The sequence below is a fragment of the Pedobacter terrae genome, from assembly GCF_036946585.1.
GTDB lineage: Bacteria > Bacteroidota > Bacteroidia > Sphingobacteriales > Sphingobacteriaceae > Pedobacter > Pedobacter terrae_C.
Window position 1 is genome coordinate 88,866 of record NZ_JAQIIV010000001.1, and the last position, 22,585, is coordinate 111,450.

Here is a 22,585-nt window from a genome sequence, read left to right on the forward strand (position 1 = left end):
AACATCCGGGGGTTTTGTTTTTTTTAAAAGGACTCCGCCTTAAGAAGCAGAAAATATCTGCAAAAAAACGATGATGACCAAAAGCTCGAAATCTACCACAAAAATAAAAGCCTGGAATAAACCCAGGCTTTTGCTAACAACTAAAAAAATGGCGTAATAATGGTGCATTTATCCCACCTGGAAAGCAGGAGCAACATCATCAACACAGGTACAAGTTACATTCAAGTCTTTAATAATTCCCGTTTTTAAACTATAAACCCAGGCATGTACCGCCAGTTCCTGTCCATTGGCCCAGGCACTCTGTACGATTGATGTATTGGTTACGTTTGCAGCTCCTTCAATGGCGTTTAATTCCACCAAACGGTCAAATCGCTGATCAGGATCTTCGATTGTTGCCATTTCGCGCTCGTGGGTACGATATACATCGCGGATATTTCTCAACCAGTTATCAATAATTCCAACTTGTTTATTACCCAGTGCTGCTTTTACACCGCCACAACCGTAATGGCCACACACAATTACATGCTTAACCTTTAATACATTAATCGAATAATCCAGTACGGAAAGCAGATTCATATCCGTATGCACCACTACATTGGCGATATTCCGATGCACAAAAATATCACCCGGTTTAGTATTTGTGATCTGGTTTGCAGGTACGCGGCTATCAGAACAGCCAATCCACAATACCGGCGGACTTTGACCTGCCGACAATTTGTCGAAAAATTCAGGATCGCTATCAATCGTATCTTTAACCCAATCTTTATTGCCTTGTAACAAGGTATCATAAGTAATATCTTTCGTTTCTATTGTTTTAGCGCACATAATTATAATTTATTAATTTCTTCTTCTACTTTAATATTTAATTTTGGTACTGTATAATGTTTCTGGATGTTCTCCAGGGTTACGATAATGCCTTTTGTATAGGCATTATGCTTATAATTGTAAATGGTTTCCAATACATCAGGATCGATATACCTGGCATTTGAACCATCAACTATTACATTTGTTTCTGTTGGGATATTCGTTAAAACTACCTGTATCGCTGCTTTATTTAAAAAAGAAACCTCCTCTGCCAATTTAATTCTGATATTCTTTTTGTCACCTTCATTTGTAATCCTGTAAAAGAAAGGGTTACGCATATTGGTCCGCAGTAAGTAAAAAATAGAAACCAACATACCAACGGCTACCCCTTTTAACAGATCGGTAAACAACACCGCTAAAACGGTAACCACAAATGGTACAAACTGGTCCCATCCTTTGTGGTACATGTGTTTAAAAAGACCAATCCTTGTTAGCCGATATCCGGTAACCAGCAGAATGGCGGCTAAACAAGACAAGGGAATCATGTTAATGAGTCCTGGAATAAACAGTAGCGACAATAACAACCAAATGCCGTGAAAAATAGCTGACATTTTAGTTCTTGCACCTGCATTTACATTGGCTGAACTTCTCACAATTACAGATGTCATAGGTAAACCACCAACCATACCGCTGGTTATATTTCCTATCCCCTGCGCAATCAGCTCCCTGTTTGTTGGTGTTACACGCTTAATCGGATCAATTTTATCTACCGCTTCGATACTGAGCAAAGTTTCCAGGCTTGCTACAACCGCAATGGTTACGGCAACGATGTATACGTTTTTATTAGCTATTTGAGAGAAATCGGGCATTGTAAATAGCCCCAAAAATTCACTAAAGCCATTCACCACCGGAATCTTCACCATTTGGTCGGCGCGTAGCGGATAATTGGTTCCAGCGAAAACCAGGGTTCCAAGAATGCCCAGGGTAACTACTACCAATGGTGCAGGAACGATTGCCAGTTTCGGAAACTTCGGCCACAAAATCAGGATAGCTATCGATAATAAACTAATCACCACCGCAGCCAGACTAAAATGGCCTATCGCCGCAGTGATTGCAGAAAAAGTATTTTCATGATCCTGTTGGAAGAAACCCTCATCGCCGGTAAAATCGGTATCAACGCCTAATGCATGGGGTAATTGTTTTAAGATTAAAATCAGTCCGATAGCGGCAAGCATCCCTTCAATTACACTTGAAGGGAAATAATTACCAATAGTGCCGGCTTTAACCAGTCCTAAAATCAGCTGGAATACCCCTGCCAATACCACAGCAAGTAAAAATGTAGGATAACTCCCCAATGAGGTTATTGCACCTAAAACAATAACCGTTAAACCTGCCGCAGGGCCACTAACACTTAATTGCGAGCCACTAAAAGAAGCGACCACAATTCCACCTATAATTCCGGTAATTAAACCGGCAAATAGTGGCGCACCAGAAGCCAGGGCAATACCCAAACATAATGGTAGGGCCACTAAGAACACTACAATACTTGAGGGTAAATCTTTCTTTAGGTTCTTTTTGAGAAAATATTTTTTCACATCCGAACCTGAAAAGGCCGGGTTAATTTTTTGCATAACGATATAATAATCTGGTAAATTTTAACGAATAAAATCGTAGGGGATTAAAATATGCTGCATAAAGCATTTACGTATTGCATTAATTTAAACATCGCAATAACGCTCAATACCATTAAACAGGTAATTTTGCCCCAAATAATTAAGACCAGATAAAGTTAGGCGGAGGTGTTGGAACAGTAGGATGATATGGATCTACATATCTTTTGAAGTGTTCTATAAAACTGCTCTTCAAAAAGAAGTGGCTGGAAGAGAACTCATAAGAAAGAATGGGATGATTCAATTCGATGAGTTTGAAATCAGTAAATTTTGCGGTGTCTTTGGCGGTATCTTTTCCGCCTTCATGCTCTAACTCGATTTGCATGATGACAGCATTCATAATTTCCTTATCGATACTTGTATAAAATACAGGTGCACCAGAAATGCCCATCTTCGCCATGAAGATAACCATAAATGTAGCAACGATTAAATACTTGTATTTTCTTAAAAACATTTAGAATTCTAATGCTGTTTTAATTCTTATCCATACAAAAATAAACGGATTATTGGTTTTTCAATGCATTGAGCTGTAAAAAAAATGTAATTTAGGTAAAAGGCTGATATTTGTCAGGCTAAAACAGCATACTTTATAAGTTCCGGAGAACAGCAGTTTATATTGTTATCGGTCAGTTAAGCCCGGCCATCCCTTCCTGTACTGCAGGCGGGCCTATTTTTTTTGGCAAATTAGCTGTAAATTAAGATTATTCGAGGCCAAAAAGGATGTTCCTTCTGTCAGGTTTAGTGAAGAGCGGTTTGTTTTCCAGGCACCGGCCCAGGTTAAATAAACCCGATTGTCGGGAAGAGCTTCCGATCCTTCATCGGAACCCGTACCAAAAAGCGGGACTGAAATTGCCAAAAGATCAGGACCAACCATTTCCTAATTATTAGTATTTTTCTTTGTTTGAAAATGACTGGCCAGTATTTCATAGGTACTGAAGTCCTGCCATATGCTAAATCTTTTTGGCAAAATTAGCGGTAAATTCAAATCAACCGAAACCAAAAAGGATATCGCTTCTGTCAGGTTTAGTGAACAGCGGTTTGTTTCCGAGCACCATCCTAAGTTAAATAAATCCGATTGTAGGGAAGAGCTTCTGACCCTTCATCGGAACTCGTACCAGAAAGCGGACAAAAGCTGCCAAGGGCGAAGAACCAACCATTTCCTAATGATTAATGTTTTTTCTTTTTTGGAAATGAGCGGTCAGGATTTCATAGGTACTGAAGCCCTGCCATATGCTAAATCTTTTTGGCAAAATTAGCGGTAAATTCAAATCAACCGAAACCAAAAAGGATATCGCTTCTGTCAGGTTTAGTCAACAGCGGTTTGTTTCCGAGCACCGTCCTAAGTTAAATAAATCCGATTGTAGGGAAGAGCTTCTGATCCTTCATCGGAACTCGTACCAGAAAGCGGGCCAAAGCTGCCAAGGGCAAAGAACCAACCGTTTCCTAATCATATCAACTATTTTAATTAAAAATGAAAGGTAATTTTTAGTAGGTACACTAGCCCGCCATTCGCTTTACTCAACATCAATGCTTCGAATAAAATAATAGCTCGCTTACCTTGCATTACCACCAGTAATTTTTAATTTTAAAATCTCATCGCATGGCAATGGACAAAAAAATAGCATTACTTAGGGATAAAATAAACCAGGCAAACCTTGGCGGCGGACAGGTTCGGATCGATAATCAGCACAAAAAAGGTAAACTTACTGCCCGCGAGCGCATCCATTTTTTACTGGATGAAGGAAGTTTTGAAGAAATTGGCATGATGGTGACCCACCGAAGCACCGACTTTGGTATGGAACGCGAAAAATATCTGGGCGATGGCGTGGTAACAGGTTATGGAACAATTAATGGCAGATTGACCTATGTATTCTCTCAGGATTTTACCGTGTTTGGCGGTTCACTATCTGAAACCCATGCGGAGAAAATCTGCAAGCTGATGGATATGGCCATGAAAAATGGAGCTCCATTGATCGGCTTGAACGATAGCGGTGGTGCACGTATCCAGGAAGGTGTGGTTTCTTTGGGCGGTTATGCCGATATCTTTTATAAAAATGTACAGGCTTCCGGTGTAATTCCGCAGTTATCGGCCATAATGGGTCCGTGTGCGGGCGGAGCCGTTTATTCGCCAGCCATTACTGATTTTATCTTGATGGTAGAAAATACTTCGTACATGTTTGTAACCGGTCCAAATGTGGTTAAAACGGTAACACACGAAGAAGTAACTTCTGAAGAATTAGGCGGCGCCAGTACACATGCCACAAAATCAGGTGTTACGCATTTTGCCTGTGCCAATGAAATTGAGGCCATTAGCCATGTGAAAAAATTATTGAGCTATATGCCGCAAAATTGTGAGGAAATAGCCGATCACCTATTTTATGAAGCAGCTGATGAAAGCCGGCCACAACTCAACACGCTTATGCCGGAAAATGCTTCACAACCTTACGATATACGTGAAGTGATTGCAATTGTAGCCGATACCGATAGTTTTTTAGAAGTACATGCTGCTTACGCAGAAAATATTGTGGTCGGTTTTGCCCGACTTGCAGGCAGAAGCATCGGTATTGTAGCCAATCAGCCCGCTTACCTGGCAGGCGTTTTAGATAGCAATTCTTCAGCTAAGGCTGCGCGTTTTGTCCGCTTTTGCGATTGCTTTAATATTCCCTTGCTGGTATTTGAAGATGTTCCCGGTTTTTTACCTGGTACAGATCAGGAGTGGAATGGCATTATTACCAATGGCGCTAAGTTATTGTATGCCTTTAGTGAGGCCACTGTACCGCGTATCACCGTTATTACCAGAAAAGCATATGGCGGTGCTTACGATGTAATGAACAGCAAACATATTGGTGCCGATATGAATTACGCCTGGCCTAGTGCAGAAATTGCCGTAATGGGTGCCAAAGGTGCTGCAGAAATTATTTTTAAACGTGAAATTACCGCAGCAGAAAACCCTGAAGAGAAATGGCTGGAAAAAGAAAAATTATACTCAGATATCTTTGCCAACCCTTATCGCGCTGCCGAACGGGGCTTTGTTGATGAAGTAATTGAGCCTTCTCAAACCCGAGTAAAGTTGATTAAAGCTTTTAAAATGTTGGAAAATAAGGTGGTAAATAATCCGAGAAAGAAACATGGAAATATACCTTTGTAGGGATGGAAGATGGATAAGGTAAAGATGGTAAATGGAATAACTCAACATCGTCCATTTTTAGACTACATATCTTATTTATTTAAACCCCATCATCCATTTTACATAGTTAAATCTTACATTAAATTACATGTTAAAACGAGCAGATATCCTCCTGATGGCTTTTTGCACAGGCCTTATTGTCGCGAATATTTATTATTGCCAGCCACTGGTGATTTTAATTGCGAAGGATTTTGATCTTACCGAACCTGTTGCGGGCAAGATTACTTACCTTACGCAGATTGGTTACGCTTTAGGCCTTTTTCTTTTAGTGCCACTGGGCGATATGTTTGAACGTAAAAAACAGATTCTTGTTATTACCGGACTTGCCATTTTTGCCTTAATTGTTGCCGCGATCTCGCAAAGCTTCTTTATACTGGAAGTGGCCTCAATCTTAATCGGTGCCTGCTCTATTGTACCTCAGTTGATATTGCCATTGGCAGCTAATTTAAGTACTGATGAAAATCGTGGAGCCAACATTGGCATGATTATGAGCGGTTTACTGGTCGGTATTTTGGCCTCACGCGCCGTAAGCGGCAGTATTGGCTTTTGGCTAGGCTGGCGAGCAGTCTATTACATGGCTGCAGGAATTTGTGGCCTGCTTATATTTTTGATGGCTAAACGCTTTCCGCAAAGTTATCCTAATTTTAAAGGCTCGTATAAAGAACTCATGCGTTCCATGTTCGGTTACATCAAAACCCAACCTGCCTTAAGGGAAACCTCGATAATTAATTTCCTGGCGTTTGCCATTATCAGTGCCTTCTGGACCACCATGGTATTATTCCTGGCAAACCCACCCTTTAATTTACAAACGTTGCAGATCGGGTTATTTGGAATTGCCGGAGCAGCAGGTGCATTGGCTGCGCCACTGGTTGGAAAATTAAGCGATGGCAACAATCCGCGTAAAAACTTAATGATCGGTTTTATATTACAACTTATCAGTATCGCTTTGTTTTATTTCACAAATAACCATTTGTACCTGTTTGTAATTGGTATTGTATTAATCGATATCGGCCAGCAGGCTATACATGTAACCAACCAGACCCGCATTTACACCCTCATACCAGAAGCCAGAAACCGGCTGAACACCATTTTTATGTCGGTGAGTTTTATTGGCGCCAGCTGTGGCTCGGCACTAGGTTTATGGCTTTGGGACCAGGGTGGTTGGGCTTTATTTTGTTATGGCATGACAGGTATCATTGTCCTTAATATTTTAATTTATCAGTTTTACGGAAAGAAAAAACAACCATTTAAATAACCCTTACAAATTTTATGAAATCTAAAAATGCAATCAAAACACTTTCAGTATTATTAATCTCTCTGGCCTTTTTTGGTAAGGCAACAGCTCAAGACAGCACAAAGCTGGAACAGCCAACAGAAGTAAAATCGCTCAATAAAATAAGGCTTAACCTTTTGGGCGTAGGTTACGAAAGAGAACAAAAAGTAGGTAAAACAACTTCGGTTTATTTTGGCGCGGGAGCAGAAGGCGCATTCATTTACCAAACCGAAATTACAATGGATAACAATTATAATTTCAACACCAATAGAGAAACGGTTTTTAAGGTTTATCCTTCATTAAACGTGGGATTTAGACACTATTACAATTTTGATAGAAGGATTAAAAAGGGTAAAAAAACATTGAATAACAGTGCTGGTTATGTTGGCCTTGATGTATTAGCAATTATCCCTACTCAAAGTAACACCTCGTATGGTTCCCAGATCAATATTTTACCGCAATGGGGATTTCAGACCTATGTTGGCAGAAAAGTTAATTTTGAATTATCGCTGGGTCCGCTTGCCTCCATTAATAAAACCACAACATATTATGGAATTGGTGGCAGAATAGGCTTTAGTTTTTTATTATAATTATGGTTCAAATTGAACAAATATTCCCCTCACTAACCTGGCGGATCAGACATGAGGCGATGTATCCAGAATTACCATTTGACAGCGTAAAGCTTGCCGATGATTTTGATGGCATCCATTTTGGGTTATACCTTGATCACAAGTTAACAGGTGTAGTTTCTTTATTTTATGAAGGAGATGTGTATCAGTTCCGTAAACTGGCTATTCTACCTAGTGCTCAAAAGACAGGTTTGGGTTCACAATTAATGGCTTATATCCTCGATTTTTGTAAAATTCAAAAAGCGACAAAACTATGGTGTAATGCACGTGTAAATGCTAAAGAATTTTATTTTAAATTTGGCTTCCATGAAACAGATAAAACCTTTTTTAAGAATGGTTATGATTTTGTGATCATGGAAAAAGAACTATCACAATAATTAATAAAACAGGGAAAACGCATCACGCCATGCGCTTTGCACCATGCTATAAAACAAATAACATATGGCTAAGAAAAAAGACGAAGAAAAGAAAAAACATGTTGCTGTGGTTACCAAGAAATCGCTGCAGTTTCTTGAAGAATACATCAATAACCCTGCCCCAACAGGTTATGAATGGGAAGGACAAAAACTTTGGTTAGATTATTTAAAACCCTATATCGACGAACATTTTATTGATAATTATGGTACTGCCGTGGGTGTGATTAACCCTCAAGCTGATTTTAAAGTAGTAATAGAAGCCCACGCAGATGAAATTTCATGGTATGTAAACTACATCACCAGCGATGGTTTAATTTACGTAATCCGTAATGGCGGTTCTGACCATCAGATTGCACCTTCTAAACGCGTAAACATCCATACAGAGAAAGGTTTGGTTAAAGCAGTATTCGGATGGCCGGCTATCCATACCCGCCATGGAGAAAAAGAACAAGCGCCAGAGTTAAAAAACATCTTTTTGGATTGCGGTTGCACCTCAAAAGAAGAAGTGGAACAATTAGGCATCCATGTGGGCTGTGTAATTACCTATGAAGATGAGTTTATGGTTTTGAACGACCGCTATTATGTTGGGCGTGCTTTGGATAACCGTGTAGGCGGTTTTATGATTGCCGAAGTAGCCCGTTTATTAAAAGAAAACAAGAAAAAACTTCCTTTCGGTTTATATATTGTAAACTCGGTACAGGAAGAAATCGGTTTACGTGGTGCAGAGATGATTGCCCAGCGCATTAAACCAAATGTGGCCATTATTACGGATGTAACGCACGATACCACTACGCCAATGATCAATAAAAACGTTCAAGGTGATTTATCAGCAGGAAAAGGCCCGGTTGTTTCATATGCTCCTGCTGTTCAAACCAATTTGAATAAACTATTAATCCAAACGGCTGAGAAAAACCAGATCCCCTTTCAACGCCAGGCATCTTCACGCTCTACCGGAACCGATACCGATGCTTTTGCCTATTCTAACGGTGGCGTACCATCGGCATTAATTTCGCTGCCACTACGCTATATGCATACCACTGTAGAAATGGTGCACAAGGAAGATGTTGACAATGTAATCAGCCTGATTTATGAAAGCTTGTTGAATATTAGTAATGGTCAGGATTTCAGATCGTTTAAATAATGGAAAAAGTAAATCACCAGAAAATCATCATCAACACCTCGTTAAGGGTCTTGCTTATGGTTGTTGTTATTTTTATTCTTAACTCCTGGCCAAGTATCAAACAGAGTTTTAGCAGTCATGTACCGCGTTTGGATTATTGGCTCGATCATAGTTTTAAAGTAAGCAACATCATCCTCATTTTAGGATTTGGCAGTTATTTTTATTATAAAGACTTAATGAATCAAAAAGAACTGATCAAGAGATCAAAAAACACCAATTGGCATTAGAATAGCAAAAAACTGAGGAAGTGATCATAAAAATTTCCGATTTGTCTATGCTAAACACAGTTTTTACTCAACCTGCCAGATGAACTAATGCGATTATTGTAGTTCCTTTGGCAGGTTTTTGTTTTATTTAGCCTATTTCGCGACGCCCTACATTAATTTTTATTAATACACTGTATATCTTCACATTGTTTGTGTAATTTACCTTCATAGTTATCCTTATTATTTATGAACACAAACAAAAAAAATGTTGATCTATCCGTTATTTGTGATGATCACTGGGATGTGGTATTTGACCAACTTGGTCTAGGCTTTTGGGAACTTAGTATAGCAACCGGTATATTGCGTTCAACCCGATCCTGTAAAAAAAACTTTGGTTATCCACCAGATGGCGTTTTAAGTTATGAAACCGTTTTAGGCTTAATCCTGCCCGAAGATCTCGATCATGTCCAGGATGAAATAGAGCTTACCGTAACCAAAGAAAAAAAAAATTACGATGTGCTGTACCGAATACGCCGTCCGGATGGAGAAATCAGATGGATCAAAGCCGATGGGATACTTTCCCAACAGGATGGTGAATCGCTGAAATTGATCGGAACAACCTTAGATATTACCGATTTCAAACAATCTCCATCTTAGCTACTGATCATCCAGTTCTATCCAAACAGGTCCGTGGTCGCTTGTTTTTTCCCATCCCCTAACGTTTCTATCCACTCCTGCTGATTTTAAGCGATCGCTCACCTGAGGACTCAATAAAAAATGATCAATTCGTAACCCGGCATTTCTACCGTAAGCATTACGGAAGTAATCCCAAAAGGTATATATTGTTTCTTTTGGGTATAACTTCCTGACCGCATCTGTCCAGCCTTGTGCCACTAAATTTTGAAATGCCTGTCGGGTTTCGGGACGGAACAAGGCATCTTCAACCCATCTTTCAGGTTTATAGGCATCCAGTTCTGTAGGAATTACATTATAATCTCCCGCCAAAACTACAGGTATATTCCGCGATAACAAAGTTGCTGCATGTGCAGCAAAGCGCTCAAACCACCGCAGTTTATAATCAAATTTGGGTCCTGGTGCAGGATTGCCATTTGGCAGGTACAGGCAACCAATTACTACATTGTTTACCATTGCCTCTATATACCTACTGTGCAAATCTTCAGGATCTCCATCTAAACCGCGCTTTAGTTCAGTAATTTCTAAATTTCTGGCGAGTATAGCCACTCCGTTCCAGCTTTTCTGTCCATGCCAGATAGCATTGTAACCTGCATCTTTAATTGCCTGCTCTGGGAATTTTTCCTGAGGAGCTTTTAGTTCCTGCAGACATACCACATCTGGCTGGGTTTCTTCAAGCCAACGTAAAAGTACTGGTAAACGGCCATTTAGACCATTTACATTATAAGTAGCTATTTTCATTTTATAAATCTCAGCATTAAATCCAAAAATAGAAGATTGTTATATTTTTGATCTTAAAATCCTCATCGTAACATTTTATCCGGTAATCAAAGATAATTTAAAAATTTGGCATTATCTTGCGCGCTCATTTAGCGTAACCTTTCAAACAACCATGTTCAAAGCAGTCTTAAACAATCTTTCTGCCGAGCCAAAAGATATCCGCTGGTTCTATGATCAGTATGCTCCCATGCTGCTTGGTTATATCAATGATATTGTACAAGATGCTCAAAAATCAGAAGAATATCTGGTTGCTATTCTTACTTCATTTTTGAAGGATGTTATGGTTTTGCAGGAAAAAAGCAGGTTAAATATCTGGCTGGAATTGCGTCAATATGCACAAAGTAAATTAACTTTGTATACAGGTGAAGATCATCAGGTAAATGTCAACCAATCAACATATAAAGGTAGGCTGTGTTTGCTAGATGATTTACAAAAAAAGATATTTTGTGCAGTATATTATCACCGAAAATCAATTCAGTACCTTGCGGCAACAATTGGACGTGATGAAAGCGAAATCCGCAATCAGTTAAAATTATCAATCGATAAAATGAGGAGGGCAAGTGGAAATTAATAAAATTATAGAGAGCGGTTTAATGGAAACCTATGTGATGGGGATTGCCACCGAAGAGGAGGTACAAAAAGTCTTATCACTAAAAAAAGAATATCCCGAATTTAAAGCTGCTTTGGAACAATTGGAGTATGATATGGAAGTATTGGCGCAAGATATGGGGATTGAGCCACCAGCAGGCACCTTGGCTAAAATTGAACATGAGATTAGTGCAATACAGCGCCAAAACCAAGCTTTGCAAACCAGTTTGAATTCAGAGTACATTCAGGATAAACCTCACCAAGAAAACAAAAAGGGAAAATATATAGAGGTAGAATCAGAATCTAATCAGATGCGCATAAACAAAGCCTGGAAATGGGTATTTGTTGCCGTTTTTGTATTGGGAAAGATATTTCTGGCCTTCGCCATTTATTTTTACCTCGAAAACAGACAGATTAAAGAACAACTTAAAGAATTAAAGATAGAATTAAAGCAGAAGATTAGGTAACTATACAGATAAACCTGTCTTGTTAAAACCAATACTAAACTGAAGTGTTTAGTTGTTAAGATTCATTCATGTTTGAGCGCATGTTTGAGTTTAGATATGGGGATAGGCTGATAGTCTATCCCTTTTTTATACCTAATATCTTTATTGATCCAACAATACTTTAACTTTCTGTTGGAGGTCTATAATATCAAAAGGCTTTTCAATGATATCATCAGGTGAGCAGCTTAGATTATCCATATTTACCGCTGATAGCAATATCACCGGAACAGATGCTGTTTTAGAATTAAACTTTAATCTATTGCAAATATCCCGACCATCATGTTGGCCAATAAAGATATCCAATAAAATTACATCTGGCCTAAAATCATCGATCGTTTCTCCTAATTCAAAATCATCAGCATTCAATAAACCTTTTATATGATAATGTTCCTCCTCAAAAATTAACCTAATAATATCATGAATGTTCTCATCATCATCAACTATTAGAATCTTCTTAACTAGCACGTTGCTCATATGCAACAAATCTAGTTCAAGTGAGTTATTTCATGCAGCGTATTTATACCTGAATTTCCCGAAGAAATAATAATTTTAGGCAGCTAGCCCCGATTTATAATTTTTGAGCATCTTTTTAAGCAATCCTCTCGCTACATGTATTTTAGTTTTTACAGTGCCCAAAGGAATATCAAGTTCGGCTGCAATTTCGTGATATTTATAACCTTCAAAGTAACGGCAAAAGCAAAACCTACAATCTTCTGGCAAAGCATTTAACGATCGTTGGATATCCTCCATTATAAACTTTGTAGCGCCGTTATTTAAAGATGCACTTGGAACCAATTGAACAGAAGTTAAATCTTCTTCCTGCTGGATCATTTCGTTTTTACGTTTTACCTTGTAATAATGATTAAGAAAGGTATTTTTTAGAATGGTAAAAAGCCATGCCCGCACATTACTGCCCATTTCAAATTTAGCCGAAAACCTAAACGCTTTCATAAAGGTGTCCTGAACTAAATCAGCAGCATCATCTTCATCATGTGTATACGCTAGTGCTCGGTCGAAAAGTGGTTGTCTGTACTGATAAATGTCGCAATTGAAATTTAATGTTTCCATAATTCGTTTTAAGGCTGATGTCCATATTGAACAAACCACAACTCCTTATGTTATTTGTAGAAATACCCGATTTTTTACGGTTTATTTTAAACACCCAGGAAAGGGCAAAAAAATGGTCAAAAATGCTAGTCTACATAACCATTTCGCATGGCAAAACGAACTAAAGATGCCGAGTTTTTGGTTCCGGTTTTACTGATTAGAGCTTCTCTTTGGCTCTCCACGGTTCGCCTGCTCAGGTACAATTTATCAGCTATTTCCTGGTTCGTTAATCCATCCGCGATAAGTTTTAACACATTAATTTCGCGCTCTGTAAAGTTAATTTCGGTATTCATTTTTCGTGAAAGAATGTTTAACTCCATGTTAAAACGCTCTAAAATGGAGATGCATAAATTAGAAGAAAGGTACCGTTTTCCTTTCATTACATGCTTTAGGCAAAACAGCAATTCATCCTCTTCAATATCTTTTGACAGGTAAGCAAAAGCTCCTGATATAAAAGCATTTGAGGCATACTTTTCATCTTCTAAAATAGACAAAACCACAACCTTTGTTTTGTGCCCGCGCGCTTTAATCGTATTGGCTAAGGCTATTCCGTCAAGCTTCGGCATTACAAGATCTGATAAAATGATATCAGCTTTAATTCCTTTTTCCAAAAGCTCCAAGACCGCCGAACCGTCTGGTACTTCTGCAACAACATTGATGCCTTCGTGTTTTTCTATAAGTGCTTTAAGTGAGGTCCGGATAATGTGGTGATCATCCGCAAGAATAATGTTAATCATAATTCAAATATAACTTACGCCGTTTTAAAATTAAAAACGGCTACTTAGGCAGCTCAATATAGAAGGTTGTTCCAACACCGGTTTTGCTTTCAAACCATATTTTTCCCTGATGCAAGTCTACAATAGCCTTGATGATCCCCATCCCAAATCCTCCCGATTCTTCGCCCTTAAGGCCTGGCCTCAAAGTTTCAGGCAAATGGTTAAAAAGACCTGCATGCAGCTCTTCCGGAATCCCGATTCCATCATCGGATACGGTAATGAGAACAGTATTTTCCTGTTCTTCGGCATGTATGTTAATGTGTCCGTAATCAGCAGTAAATTTTATGGAGTTTGAAATGAGGTTATTGATGACCTGTATAAACTTCATGCTATCAAGACGAAGATAGATCTGTTCAGCAGCGCTTGTAAATTTAATATGCTTCATTTTGCCCAGTTTGGATCGCTTATAAAAACGAACAACATCCCTAAGTTCCCAAACCAAATCAGCACGCTCCTTGCGGATTTCGACCACAGATGATTTTAAAAACTCTTTATTAACCATGCTGCGTACCAAGAGCAGGTTACGCTCACACATGTCCTGAATAAAAGCCAGCGAATTGATCATGCGCTCATCGCCTGTTTGTGCAACGCCCTCTTTCATTGATGAAGCAATTAATTTCATCATACCCAGCGGTTCCTTTAAATCATGCGCCAGTACCTCCAGTGTTATGTTTTTTCTGGCGTTGATCTGTTCAATGTGGATTTTATTATGTCGAATTGCGGTGGTATCCTCTACCGTACCCACCAAAAGTTTATTTGTTCCATCAGTAATAGAAAATACAGAAACCCTAACATATTTCTCCCTTCCGGGAAACTGTAAACGGAATTCATATTTATTTTCCATTTCTTCATTGACGCATTCGGTATAACAAGCCATTACATGCGCCAAATCTTCAGGATGCACCCGTTCCAAAAACAACTTTGGATCTTTCACCCCTTCATCGGACTCAAGCTCCCAGATATTCGTTAAAGGTTTGTTTAGATATAAAAAATTTTGCGCGGTGTAGTTGAAAATAAAATATCCATCAACAGAACGGTCACCCAGATTACAAAAAAGTTCTTTATTCAATTCGACCATGATTTAAGGTTTGAAATTGCCTATAATAATATAATAATTAATCAGCAGTCACATCACAAACAGCATACGAGTAAAAAATGTTTTATATATAAATGCCGAAAACTATTTTAAGTTTAAAGATCTGGACAATGATTATTTATACCAGAGATATTAACATTTTCCACATATTGTTTAAAATTATTTGCACTACTAAAACTAACTATTACCTAAATTGTTAAACATAAAATGAAGATAAAAAAGTCCTGTGAGCGGGAGATCCGCGGAGGGCAGGCACACCATAAGGAAGATACGATCTTCTTACCTATAGCCATCATAAAAGATGGCTATTTTATTTATATCTGTGCGAATTAAAAATTATCTTCCTGTCAAGCTGCTTGTTTACTTGAATTGGTTTGATATGGTAATAGATTCATCACTAAATTCGACCATACACCTCTTTATTCAAAAAAAATGGCACAAAATAAAACTACAGAAAACGATTTAAGCGTTGATGATTTTTTAAATACCGTTCCTGATATAAATAAAAGGATCGATTGTTTTAATCTCCTAAATATCATAGCTGAAACCACAGGATTTCCGGCAAAAATGTGGGGAACCGCCATTATTGGCTTTGGCAGTTACCATTATAAATATGATAGTGGCAGAGCAGGCGACGCGCCTTTGGTTGGTTTTTCACCAAGGAAAGATACCATAGCCTTATACGTATCGTCAGATTTTAAAGATCGTGAAGCCTTACTAGCCAAACTAGGCAAACACAAAACAGCTAAAGCCTGCGTGTACATTAAAAAATTGAGTGATATTAATGTGGAAGTATTGAAAAAAATGATTGAGCATTCTGTTGCGAAGATTAACAGTTTGTATCCCTGAAAATGGAAATGTAAGATGGATTAACAGCGATCTTAAACTTAGTTAAATGGATAACCACACATCATTTAAAACACCATTTACCCCTCAATCTTTTTGCCACCCCTTACTTTCTCTATATCCATTCCACACTAAAACCTTACATTTATACAATAAAATTGAACATTCCCATTATTAATTTGTTAAGCCATTATGGACTACATAGACTATTATAAAATCCTCGATTTAAAAAAAGATGCAACAACAGAGGATATTAAAAAAGCTTATAGAAAATTAGCCCGAAAACACCATCCCGACCTTAATCCTAATAATGAGGAAGCCAACAAAAAGTTTCAGCAAATTAATGAGGCTAACGAAGTTTTAAGCGATCCTGAAAAAAGAAAGAAATACGATAAATATGGCAAAGATTGGCAGCATGCCGATCAACTGGATGCTCAACAACAACAAAGGCAGTACCAGTCGCAAGGACAAGGTTATGGTGGCAATAGCTATTCTGGAGGTTTTGGTGGCGAAGACTTCTCTGATTTCTTTTCTTCCATGTTTGGTGGTGGTGGTGGCAGAAGCAGCAGAAATTCGCCATTTAAAGGCCAGGATTACAGTGCCGATTTACAATTGAACTTGCTTGATGCCTATAATACACACAAACAAACCTTGACAGTTAATGGCAAACAGGTTCGGATTACCATTCCGGCAGGAGTAGAAAACGGTCAAAAGATTAAACTTCCCGGTTACGGTGCTCCAGGAGTTAATAATGGTCCTCCTGGCGATCTGTATATTAAATTCAACATTAGCGATGACCCTAAATTTAAACGGAAAGGCAACGATATTTATATTCAGGAAGAAATAGATCTCTATACGGCCATTTTAGGGGGCGAAAAAATTGTAGAAACTTTAAATGGCAAAGTTAAGCTTAAAGTACCTGAAGGTACCCAGCCTGATACCACTTTAAGATTGAAAGGCAAAGGTTTTCCGGTTTACAAAAAAGATAACCAATTTGGCGATCTATATATTAAATGGCAGGTTAAAATACCCACCAATTTAAATGCTGAACAAAAAGAACTATTTGAAAAACTTTCCAAATTCTAACCATTATGGAAACTTATCTAATACCCGTAGAAGATATTTGCTCTTATCACCATGTTGAAATCAACTTTATCCATTCGCTGGAAGATTTTGGGCTGATCCAGACAACTGTTAAAAAGCAGTCTGTCTTTTTGCCTGTTGACGAACTGGCTAAACTGGAGCAGTACCTGCGTTTGGCGAACGATCTTCAGATTAATTTGGAAGGCATTCATGCTGTTTCGCACCTCCTCAATCAACTGCAAAATATGCAACAGGAAATAACAATATTGCAGAACGAGCTAAATTATTACAAGCAATTTAATCAATAACAATAAACAACCCCTTGCCTACTAGTATAGATTAAATGCTAACAAAAAAACATAACCATTACAAGATATGTTTCTTAAATTGGCAATCTAATTTTAAAAAATGAGCGATCTTTCTTCAAAATTCATCGAAAAAATAAAATCATCTTATGCTCCTTCGGGCTCGTATATTTATTTAGGCGCCGGAATTTTAGATGGACAGGTTTATAGCGAAGCCGAAGTTAATTTATCACTAAAAATGATGAACAGACACGGCTTGATTGCCGGGGCAACTGGAACAGGTAAAACACGAACGCTACAGCTATTCGCAGAACAACTGTCAGACGCTGGTGTTCCTGTTTTTATGTTAGATGTTAAAGGCGATTTGTCCGGGCTAAACCAACCAGGTTCGGTTAATCCAAAGATAGAAGAAAGGGCACAACAACTCAACAAAGCTTTCTCACCAACAGGTTTCCCCGTTGAGATCTACTCCCTTTCAGGCAAAATGGGTGCGCAGATGCGTGCAACCGTTTTAGAGTTTGGGCCTACACTATTATCAAAAATTTTAGATTTAAACGATACACAGGCGGGTGTTTTAGCCGTTATCTTCAAATACGCTGATGATAATAAACTACCCATAATTGATTTAAATGATTTAAAAAAATTGGTATCATATCTTTCAGAAGGGCCTGGTGCGGTAGAAATTAAAAGTAGTTATGGTAGCATTTCTACCTCTACAGCTGGGACCATGCTGAGGAAAATAGTGGCCATAGAACAACAGGGCTTGAGTGGGATGTTTGGCGAAAAATCGTTTGATGCTGAAGATCTTTTTGAACGGATTGATGGCAAAGGTGCTATAAGCTTATTGAACATTTCTGATGTTCAAAACCAGCCGGTTTTATACTCTACCTTTTTATTAAGCTTATTGGTGGAGTTATTTAATACCATGCCGGAGGTTGGCGATTTAGACAAACCAAAGCTGGTATTCTTTTTTGATGAAGCCCATTTATTATTTAAAAATTCTTCAAAGGCATTTTTAGAACAGATAGAAACTATTATCAGATTAATCCGTTCTAAAGGCATTGGTGTTTTCTTCTGTACTCAGGCACCTACTGATGTTCCGGAAAGTGTGTTGGGACAGCTTGGTAACCGTGTACAACATGCACTTCGGGCTTTTACTCCAAATGATGTAGATGCCCTAAAAAAAACGGTTAATACCTACCCAAAATCAGAATTTTATCAGATCGATCAGGTATTAACTTCTTTAGGTACCGGACAGGCTTTAGTTACTGTATTAAATGAGAAAGGTATTCCAACTGAAGTATCTGCAACCATGCTTACCCCACCCAGAGCGGTAATGGGACCGCTTACAGCGGCCGATTTCGATCAGCTTGTACGTACCAGCCCGATGTATGCTAAATATAAAGAACCTATCGACCGTGAGAGTGCATACGAAATTTTGACTAAACGGATTAATGAACAAATGGCAGCAGCTGAACAAGAGAAACAAGAAGCTGAAGCACAAAGACAAACCGAAAAAGAAAGCAAACCAAAACCAGGCGAAAAAAGCCTTGTTGAACAGGTAATGGGTGCCACCATAACGCGGCAAATTGGTAAAGAGATTGTCCGCGGTATATTTGGCATGCTTACCGGTAAAAAAACGCGTTCAAAAACCGGGGGTGGACTTTTCGGATTTTAAAAAAACTTATTAATTAACAAAGCGCTAAATAACTAATTTCACAGTTTGCAACTGAGATGGTATATAAATTAATTTTACCATCAAGTTCTCAACTTATAAATCAAATAATAAACAGTAAATGAAACCAACCCTATTGATATTGGCAGCTGGTATGGCCAGCCGCTATGGAAGCATGAAACAGATTGACGGTTTTGGCCCTAATGGAGAAACAATTATCGATTATTCAATATATGATGCAATAAATGCCGGTTTTGGTAAAGTTGTATTTATCATCAAAGAAGAGTTTGTAGATAATTTTAAAGCCATTTTTGAACCTAAACTTGCTGGAAGAATTGAAGTAGATTATGTTTTTCAAAATTTCGATCTAAAGCAGTTTGGTATAGAAGAAGAAATTTACAGAGAAAAGCCCTGGGGTACTGCACATGCAATCTTATCAGGCAGAGAGGTTGTTAAAGAACCATTCTGCGTAATTAATGCTGACGATTATTATGGCTTTGACGCCTTTAAAAAAATGGTCGATTTCTTAACTACGGAAGTTACGGACAGCAATTACTCGATCATCGGTTACCAGATCGGAAAAACTTTATCAGAATTTGGCGCAGTTTCCCGTGGTGTTTGTAAGGTAGATGCCGCTGGTAACCTCGAAGAAATTATAGAACGTACAAAGGTTTACCCTAAAGATGGCAAGATTTTTTACGAAGAAAATGGAGAGGAGTTTCCTTTAGCTTACGAGACACCCGTTTCAATGAATTTCTGGGGTTTTACACCAGCTGTTTTTAAAATTACAGAAGAAATGTTCAGGGAATTTGCGGAAGCAAATAAAGATAAACCTAAAGCAGAATTTTTTATTCCATTAATTGGCGAAACCCTCGTTAAAAACAATACTGCAACCTTTAAAGTAATACCTACTTCAAACAAATGGTTCGGGGTAACTTACAAAGAAGATAAACCTTACGTTCAGGATAGTATCAACCAGTTGGTAAAGAATGGTACATATCCGGAAAAACTATGGAGCTAAATTTAGATTCCGAAGTTTTAGAAGATCACTAAAACGATCGCTAAAAGCAAACGCCGCAGATTTATAAAAGCCTGCGGCGTTTTAATAAACTAACATAGTAACAAGTCCTCCTCAAGAAGCAAATAGCAGGTTTTTTTTAACTTTAATTCGATTAGCTCTTATATTTGCAATCAATTTTACCTCTTTCTCCAAACGCGATCGTCATGCTGAACTTCCGCCCGGCCAGTCGGACGGGTGTCTCGGAATCCTTTCTGCCAGGAGAGATCCTGAGTGGAATATCTACTGAAGACCTCAAAGCCATTTGGTTAATTTAGATTTTTAAAAATTAGCTTGAATACCAATTAAATGCACAGAGAAAAAGATGCTTCGTACCAACCATTGATAGACTCCAAAATAAGGTCGTCATTGCGAGGAGGAACGACGAAGCCTGCCGGCAACAGGCTGGCAATCTATTATGTTAGCGTCCGTTGCTCTAAAGATTGCTTCGTCGGCTGAAAAAGCCTTCTCGCAATGACGATAAAATACAAAAGCGTCCCTGAACTTAATCAGAAACGCTTTCTATTTTATGCTCCCAAGACTTAAGACTCAGGACTTCAGACTCCAGACTATTTCTTATCGTCTTCTTTTACTTCTTCAAAATCAACATCAGTAACGTTATCGCCACCTCGAGGTTGACCATCAGCTTGTGGTTGTTCACCACCTTGAGGCTGCTCACCAGCTTTATACATTTCTTCCGATGCTACGTTCCATGCAGCTTGCAATTCAGCCGAAGCCGCATCGATATCTGCGAAGTTACGTGATGAGTGTGCTGCTTTTAATTTCTCTAAACCAGCTTCAATTGGTGCTTTTTTATCAGCAGACAATTTATCACCAAACTCTTTTAACTGTTTCTCAGTTGAGAAAATTAAAGCATCAGCTCCGTTGATTTTATCAGCTTCTTCTTTTTGCTTAGCATCATCTGCGGCATTAGCTTCAGCTTCTTCTTTCATTTTTTTGATCTCAGCATCAGTTAAACCAGAAGATGCTTCGATACGGATTTTTTGCTCTTTACCAGTAGCTTTATCTTTTGCACTTACGTGTAAAATACCATTGGCATCAATATCAAATGATACTTCTACCTGAGGTACACCACGAGGTGCTGGTGGAATACCATCTAAAATGAAGCGGCCAATTGTACGGTTTTGAGCAGCCATCGGACGCTCACCTTGTAAAATGTGAATTTCTACTGAAGGTTGGTTATCAGCTGCAGTGGAGAAAGTTTCCGATTTTTTAGTTGGGATTGTGGTGTTAGACTCAATTAATTTAGTCATTACACCACCCATAGTTTCAATACCTAATGATAAAGGAGTAACGTCTAATAACAATACATCTTTCACATCACCGGTTAATACACCACCTTGAATAGCAGCACCGATCGCTACAACCTCATCAGGGTTAACGCCTTTGCTTGGCTCTTTACCGAAGAAAGCTTTAACCGCTTCCTGGATTGCAGGAATACGAGTTGAACCACCTACCAGGATAATTTCGTCGATATCACCTGTGCTTAAACCAGCGTTTTTCAAAGCAGATTTACAAGGATCGATAGTACGTTTAATTAAGCTATCAGCTAATTGCTCAAATTTAGCACGAGATAATGTACGTACCAAGTGTTTAGGGCCGCTAGCATCAGCGGTAATGTATGGTAAGTTAATTTCAGTTGAAGTTGTGCTTGATAACTCAATTTTAGCTTTCTCAGCAGCTTCTTTTAAACGTTGTAACGCCATTGGATCTTTAGAAAGGTCCATGTTGTTTTCTGATTTAAACTCTTCTGTTAACCAATCAATAATGATGTGGTCAAAGTCATCACCACCTAGGTGCGTATCACCATCAGTAGATTTTACTTCAAACACGCCATCGCCCAATTCCAATACAGAAACGTCATGAGTACCACCACCACAGTCAAACACCACAATTTTCATGTCCTTGTGTGCTTTATCTAAACCATAAGCTAAAGCAGCAGCAGTTGGCTCGTTAATGATACGTTTTACAGCTAAACCTGCAATCTCACCAGCTTCTTTAGTTGCCTGGCGTTGTGCATCGTTAAAATAAGCTGGTACTGTAATTACCGCTTCAGTAACTTCCTGACCCAAGAAATCTTCAGCAGTTTTTTTCATTTTCTGCAAAATCATTGCAGAGATCTCTTGTGGAGTGTATTTTCTGTCGTCGATTTCAACACGTGGCGTGTTGTTATCACCTTTTACTACTTTATAAGGTACGCGTCCAGCTTCTTTCGCACTTTCGTCGTAGCTGCTACCCATAAAGCGTTTAATTGAATATATCGTTTTTGTTGGGTTGGTTATAGCCTGACGTTTAGCAGGCTCGCCAACTTTACGCTCACCGTTTTCTGCAAAAGCAACAATAGACGGTGTAGTACGTTTACCCTCACTGTTTGCGATAACTACAGGCTCATTGCCCTCCATTACGCTCACGCAAGAGTTTGTTGTTCCTAAGTCTATTCCAATAATTTTTCCCATTGTATTTTTATTTTCTCTTTTTAAAGTATTATAATTTCTCCTCTTGTTAAACAATGCTTGTGCCAATTGAGTTTTGGCAGAGAATATGAGTAAAAGACTGATAAAATGTAAAAAACAATCAGATTTGATACTGACAGCATGACAGAGAATGTTGAAATAGGTGGGATGGAAGATGGAAATAAGGGAGGCTAAAGACCAAATGTGAAAGCAGAAAGACTAAAGCTTAAAGAG

Annotated in this window: 24 protein-coding genes; 15 read left to right on the top strand and 9 right to left on the bottom strand. The window is 38.5% G+C overall.

Going from position 1 to position 22,585, the window contains the following annotated elements:
* Positions 1-168: 168 nt before the first annotated feature.
* The 3 genes from can to PGN18_RS00365 all read right to left on the bottom strand — a co-directional run bounded on the left by can (position 169) and on the right by PGN18_RS00365 (position 2,928).
* On the bottom strand, positions 169-825 hold the full coding sequence (gene can / locus PGN18_RS00355) for a carbonate dehydratase (protein WP_335317364.1): 657 nt from the start codon (positions 823-825) through the stop codon (positions 169-171).
* A gap of 2 nt (positions 826-827) precedes the next feature.
* The gene (locus tag PGN18_RS00360) at positions 828-2,435 is read right to left on the bottom strand and encodes a SulP family inorganic anion transporter (RefSeq protein ID WP_335317365.1); all 1,608 of its coding nucleotides are present in this window, start codon (positions 2,433-2,435) and stop codon (positions 828-830) included.
* 142 nt (positions 2,436-2,577) lie between these two features.
* Positions 2,578-2,928, bottom strand: coding sequence for a hypothetical protein (locus PGN18_RS00365; protein WP_335317366.1), 351 nt, complete (start codon positions 2,926-2,928; stop codon positions 2,578-2,580).
* Positions 2,929-4,080: 1,152 nt separating this feature from the next.
* On the opposite strand from PGN18_RS00365, the gene PGN18_RS00370 reads away from it, so the two are divergent.
* From PGN18_RS00370 to PGN18_RS00400, 7 genes are all read left to right on the top strand, one after another.
* Positions 4,081-5,622: an acyl-CoA carboxylase subunit beta gene (locus PGN18_RS00370; protein WP_335317367.1), complete on the top strand. Its 1,542-nt coding sequence runs from the start codon at positions 4,081-4,083 to the stop codon at positions 5,620-5,622.
* A gap of 127 nt (positions 5,623-5,749) precedes the next feature.
* Positions 5,750-6,916: an MFS transporter gene (locus PGN18_RS00375; RefSeq protein WP_335317368.1), complete on the top strand. Its 1,167-nt coding sequence runs from the start codon at positions 5,750-5,752 to the stop codon at positions 6,914-6,916.
* A gap of 14 nt (positions 6,917-6,930) precedes the next feature.
* A complete protein-coding gene (locus PGN18_RS00380; RefSeq protein WP_335317369.1) occupies positions 6,931-7,524 on the top strand; it encodes a hypothetical protein in 594 nt (197 codons plus the stop codon).
* A 2-nt stretch (positions 7,525-7,526) separates the two neighbouring features.
* Entirely contained in the window at positions 7,527-7,940 is a 414-nt protein-coding gene (locus PGN18_RS00385; RefSeq protein WP_335317370.1) for a GNAT family N-acetyltransferase, read from the top strand.
* 64 nt (positions 7,941-8,004) lie between these two features.
* Complete coding sequence (locus PGN18_RS00390; RefSeq protein ID WP_335317371.1) at positions 8,005-9,120, top strand: M42 family metallopeptidase; 1,116 nt, start codon at positions 8,005-8,007, stop codon at positions 9,118-9,120.
* Positions 9,120-9,386 (top strand): hypothetical protein, encoded by a 267-nt coding sequence (locus PGN18_RS00395; RefSeq protein WP_335317372.1) that lies wholly within the window; start codon positions 9,120-9,122, stop codon positions 9,384-9,386. Before PGN18_RS00390 ends, PGN18_RS00395 begins: the two co-directional genes overlap by 1 nt.
* 225 nt (positions 9,387-9,611) lie before the next feature.
* Positions 9,612-10,022 carry a PAS domain-containing protein gene (locus PGN18_RS00400; RefSeq protein ID WP_335317373.1) on the top strand — a complete coding sequence of 137 codons (411 nt, stop codon included), beginning with the start codon at positions 9,612-9,614 and terminating at the stop codon, positions 10,020-10,022.
* Here the strand turns inward: PGN18_RS00400 and xth are convergent, their stop codons facing one another.
* Positions 10,023-10,799, bottom strand: coding sequence for an exodeoxyribonuclease III (gene xth / locus PGN18_RS00405; RefSeq protein WP_335317374.1), 777 nt, complete (start codon positions 10,797-10,799; stop codon positions 10,023-10,025). It abuts the gene before it with no gap.
* Between the two features lie 151 nt (positions 10,800-10,950).
* Here xth and PGN18_RS00410 point away from each other — a divergent pair, with 151 nt between their 5' ends.
* Together PGN18_RS00410 and PGN18_RS00415 are read left to right on the top strand one after the other, a co-directional pair.
* Positions 10,951-11,409, top strand: coding sequence for a hypothetical protein (locus PGN18_RS00410; protein ID WP_335317376.1), 459 nt, complete (start codon positions 10,951-10,953; stop codon positions 11,407-11,409).
* Positions 11,399-11,893, top strand: a complete 495-nt coding sequence (locus PGN18_RS00415) for a hypothetical protein (protein WP_335317377.1) — start codon at positions 11,399-11,401, stop codon at positions 11,891-11,893. Before PGN18_RS00410 ends, PGN18_RS00415 begins: the two co-directional genes overlap by 11 nt.
* 141 nt (positions 11,894-12,034) lie before the next feature.
* Here the strand turns inward: PGN18_RS00415 and PGN18_RS00420 are convergent, their stop codons facing one another.
* The 4 genes from PGN18_RS00420 to PGN18_RS00435 all read right to left on the bottom strand — a co-directional run bounded on the left by PGN18_RS00420 (position 12,035) and on the right by PGN18_RS00435 (position 14,893).
* The gene (locus PGN18_RS00420) at positions 12,035-12,406 is read right to left on the bottom strand and encodes a response regulator (protein WP_335317378.1); all 372 of its coding nucleotides are present in this window, start codon (positions 12,404-12,406) and stop codon (positions 12,035-12,037) included.
* Positions 12,407-12,481: 75 nt separating this feature from the next.
* A complete protein-coding gene (locus PGN18_RS00425) occupies positions 12,482-13,000 on the bottom strand; it encodes an RNA polymerase sigma factor (RefSeq protein ID WP_335317379.1) in 519 nt (172 codons plus the stop codon).
* A gap of 125 nt (positions 13,001-13,125) precedes the next feature.
* Entirely contained in the window at positions 13,126-13,776 is a 651-nt protein-coding gene (locus PGN18_RS00430) for a response regulator transcription factor (RefSeq protein WP_335317380.1), read from the bottom strand.
* Between the two features lie 40 nt (positions 13,777-13,816).
* Entirely contained in the window at positions 13,817-14,893 is a 1,077-nt protein-coding gene (locus tag PGN18_RS00435; protein ID WP_335317381.1) for a PAS domain-containing sensor histidine kinase, read from the bottom strand.
* Positions 14,894-15,118: 225 nt separating this feature from the next.
* Between PGN18_RS00435 and PGN18_RS00440 the strand changes: the two genes are divergently transcribed.
* The 6 genes from PGN18_RS00440 (at position 15,119) to PGN18_RS00465 (ending at position 19,841) form a co-directional block, all read left to right on the top strand.
* Complete coding sequence (locus tag PGN18_RS00440; protein WP_335317382.1) at positions 15,119-15,244, top strand: hypothetical protein; 126 nt, start codon at positions 15,119-15,121, stop codon at positions 15,242-15,244.
* Between the two features lie 99 nt (positions 15,245-15,343).
* Complete coding sequence (locus PGN18_RS00445) at positions 15,344-15,760, top strand: DUF1801 domain-containing protein (RefSeq protein WP_335317383.1); 417 nt, start codon at positions 15,344-15,346, stop codon at positions 15,758-15,760.
* A gap of 189 nt (positions 15,761-15,949) precedes the next feature.
* Positions 15,950-16,843, top strand: coding sequence for a J domain-containing protein (locus PGN18_RS00450; RefSeq protein ID WP_335317384.1), 894 nt, complete (start codon positions 15,950-15,952; stop codon positions 16,841-16,843).
* A 5-nt stretch (positions 16,844-16,848) separates the two neighbouring features.
* Entirely contained in the window at positions 16,849-17,148 is a 300-nt protein-coding gene (locus PGN18_RS00455) for a chaperone modulator CbpM (protein WP_335317385.1), read from the top strand.
* 100 nt (positions 17,149-17,248) lie between these two features.
* Entirely contained in the window at positions 17,249-18,823 is a 1,575-nt protein-coding gene (locus tag PGN18_RS00460) for a helicase HerA-like domain-containing protein (protein WP_335317386.1), read from the top strand.
* 118 nt (positions 18,824-18,941) lie between these two features.
* Entirely contained in the window at positions 18,942-19,841 is a 900-nt protein-coding gene (locus PGN18_RS00465; RefSeq protein WP_335317387.1) for a nucleotidyltransferase family protein, read from the top strand.
* A gap of 605 nt (positions 19,842-20,446) precedes the next feature.
* Here the strand turns inward: PGN18_RS00465 and dnaK are convergent.
* On the bottom strand, positions 20,447-22,354 hold the full coding sequence (gene dnaK / locus PGN18_RS00470; protein WP_335317388.1) for a molecular chaperone DnaK: 1,908 nt from the start codon (positions 22,352-22,354) through the stop codon (positions 20,447-20,449).
* Positions 22,355-22,585: the final 231 nt, after the last annotated feature.

What these genes read in the sequence shown, in the direction of transcription:
- can (WP_335317364.1), bottom strand. Translation starts at nt 825, where the DNA reads ATGTGCGCTAAAACAATAGAAACGAAAGATATTACTTATGATACCTTG.
- PGN18_RS00410 (WP_335317376.1), top strand. Translation starts at nt 10,951, where the DNA reads ATGTTCAAAGCAGTCTTAAACAATCTTTCTGCCGAGCCAAAAGATATC.
- xth (WP_335317374.1), bottom strand. Translation starts at nt 10,799, where the DNA reads ATGAAAATAGCTACTTATAATGTAAATGGTCTAAATGGCCGTTTACCA.
- PGN18_RS00360 (WP_335317365.1), bottom strand. Translation starts at nt 2,435, where the DNA reads ATGCAAAAAATTAACCCGGCCTTTTCAGGTTCGGATGTGAAAAAATAT.
- PGN18_RS00425 (WP_335317379.1), bottom strand. Translation starts at nt 13,000, where the DNA reads ATGGAAACATTAAATTTCAATTGCGACATTTATCAGTACAGACAACCA.
- PGN18_RS00450 (WP_335317384.1), top strand. Translation starts at nt 15,950, where the DNA reads ATGGACTACATAGACTATTATAAAATCCTCGATTTAAAAAAAGATGCA.
- PGN18_RS00430 (WP_335317380.1), bottom strand. Translation starts at nt 13,776, where the DNA reads ATGATTAACATTATTCTTGCGGATGATCACCACATTATCCGGACCTCA.
- PGN18_RS00460 (WP_335317386.1), top strand. Translation starts at nt 17,249, where the DNA reads ATGAGCGATCTTTCTTCAAAATTCATCGAAAAAATAAAATCATCTTAT.
- PGN18_RS00455 (WP_335317385.1), top strand. Translation starts at nt 16,849, where the DNA reads ATGGAAACTTATCTAATACCCGTAGAAGATATTTGCTCTTATCACCAT.
- PGN18_RS00380 (WP_335317369.1), top strand. Translation starts at nt 6,931, where the DNA reads ATGAAATCTAAAAATGCAATCAAAACACTTTCAGTATTATTAATCTCT.
- PGN18_RS00435 (WP_335317381.1), bottom strand. Translation starts at nt 14,893, where the DNA reads ATGGTCGAATTGAATAAAGAACTTTTTTGTAATCTGGGTGACCGTTCT.
- PGN18_RS00400 (WP_335317373.1), top strand. Translation starts at nt 9,612, where the DNA reads ATGAACACAAACAAAAAAAATGTTGATCTATCCGTTATTTGTGATGAT.
- PGN18_RS00445 (WP_335317383.1), top strand. Translation starts at nt 15,344, where the DNA reads ATGGCACAAAATAAAACTACAGAAAACGATTTAAGCGTTGATGATTTT.
- PGN18_RS00420 (WP_335317378.1), bottom strand. Translation starts at nt 12,406, where the DNA reads ATGAGCAACGTGCTAGTTAAGAAGATTCTAATAGTTGATGATGATGAG.
- PGN18_RS00375 (WP_335317368.1), top strand. Translation starts at nt 5,750, where the DNA reads ATGTTAAAACGAGCAGATATCCTCCTGATGGCTTTTTGCACAGGCCTT.
- PGN18_RS00365 (WP_335317366.1), bottom strand. Translation starts at nt 2,928, where the DNA reads ATGTTTTTAAGAAAATACAAGTATTTAATCGTTGCTACATTTATGGTT.
- PGN18_RS00395 (WP_335317372.1), top strand. Translation starts at nt 9,120, where the DNA reads ATGGAAAAAGTAAATCACCAGAAAATCATCATCAACACCTCGTTAAGG.
- PGN18_RS00465 (WP_335317387.1), top strand. Translation starts at nt 18,942, where the DNA reads ATGAAACCAACCCTATTGATATTGGCAGCTGGTATGGCCAGCCGCTAT.
- PGN18_RS00385 (WP_335317370.1), top strand. Translation starts at nt 7,527, where the DNA reads ATGGTTCAAATTGAACAAATATTCCCCTCACTAACCTGGCGGATCAGA.
- PGN18_RS00440 (WP_335317382.1), top strand. Translation starts at nt 15,119, where the DNA reads ATGAAGATAAAAAAGTCCTGTGAGCGGGAGATCCGCGGAGGGCAGGCA.
- PGN18_RS00390 (WP_335317371.1), top strand. Translation starts at nt 8,005, where the DNA reads ATGGCTAAGAAAAAAGACGAAGAAAAGAAAAAACATGTTGCTGTGGTT.
- dnaK (WP_335317388.1), bottom strand. Translation starts at nt 22,354, where the DNA reads ATGGGAAAAATTATTGGAATAGACTTAGGAACAACAAACTCTTGCGTG.
- PGN18_RS00370 (WP_335317367.1), top strand. Translation starts at nt 4,081, where the DNA reads ATGGACAAAAAAATAGCATTACTTAGGGATAAAATAAACCAGGCAAAC.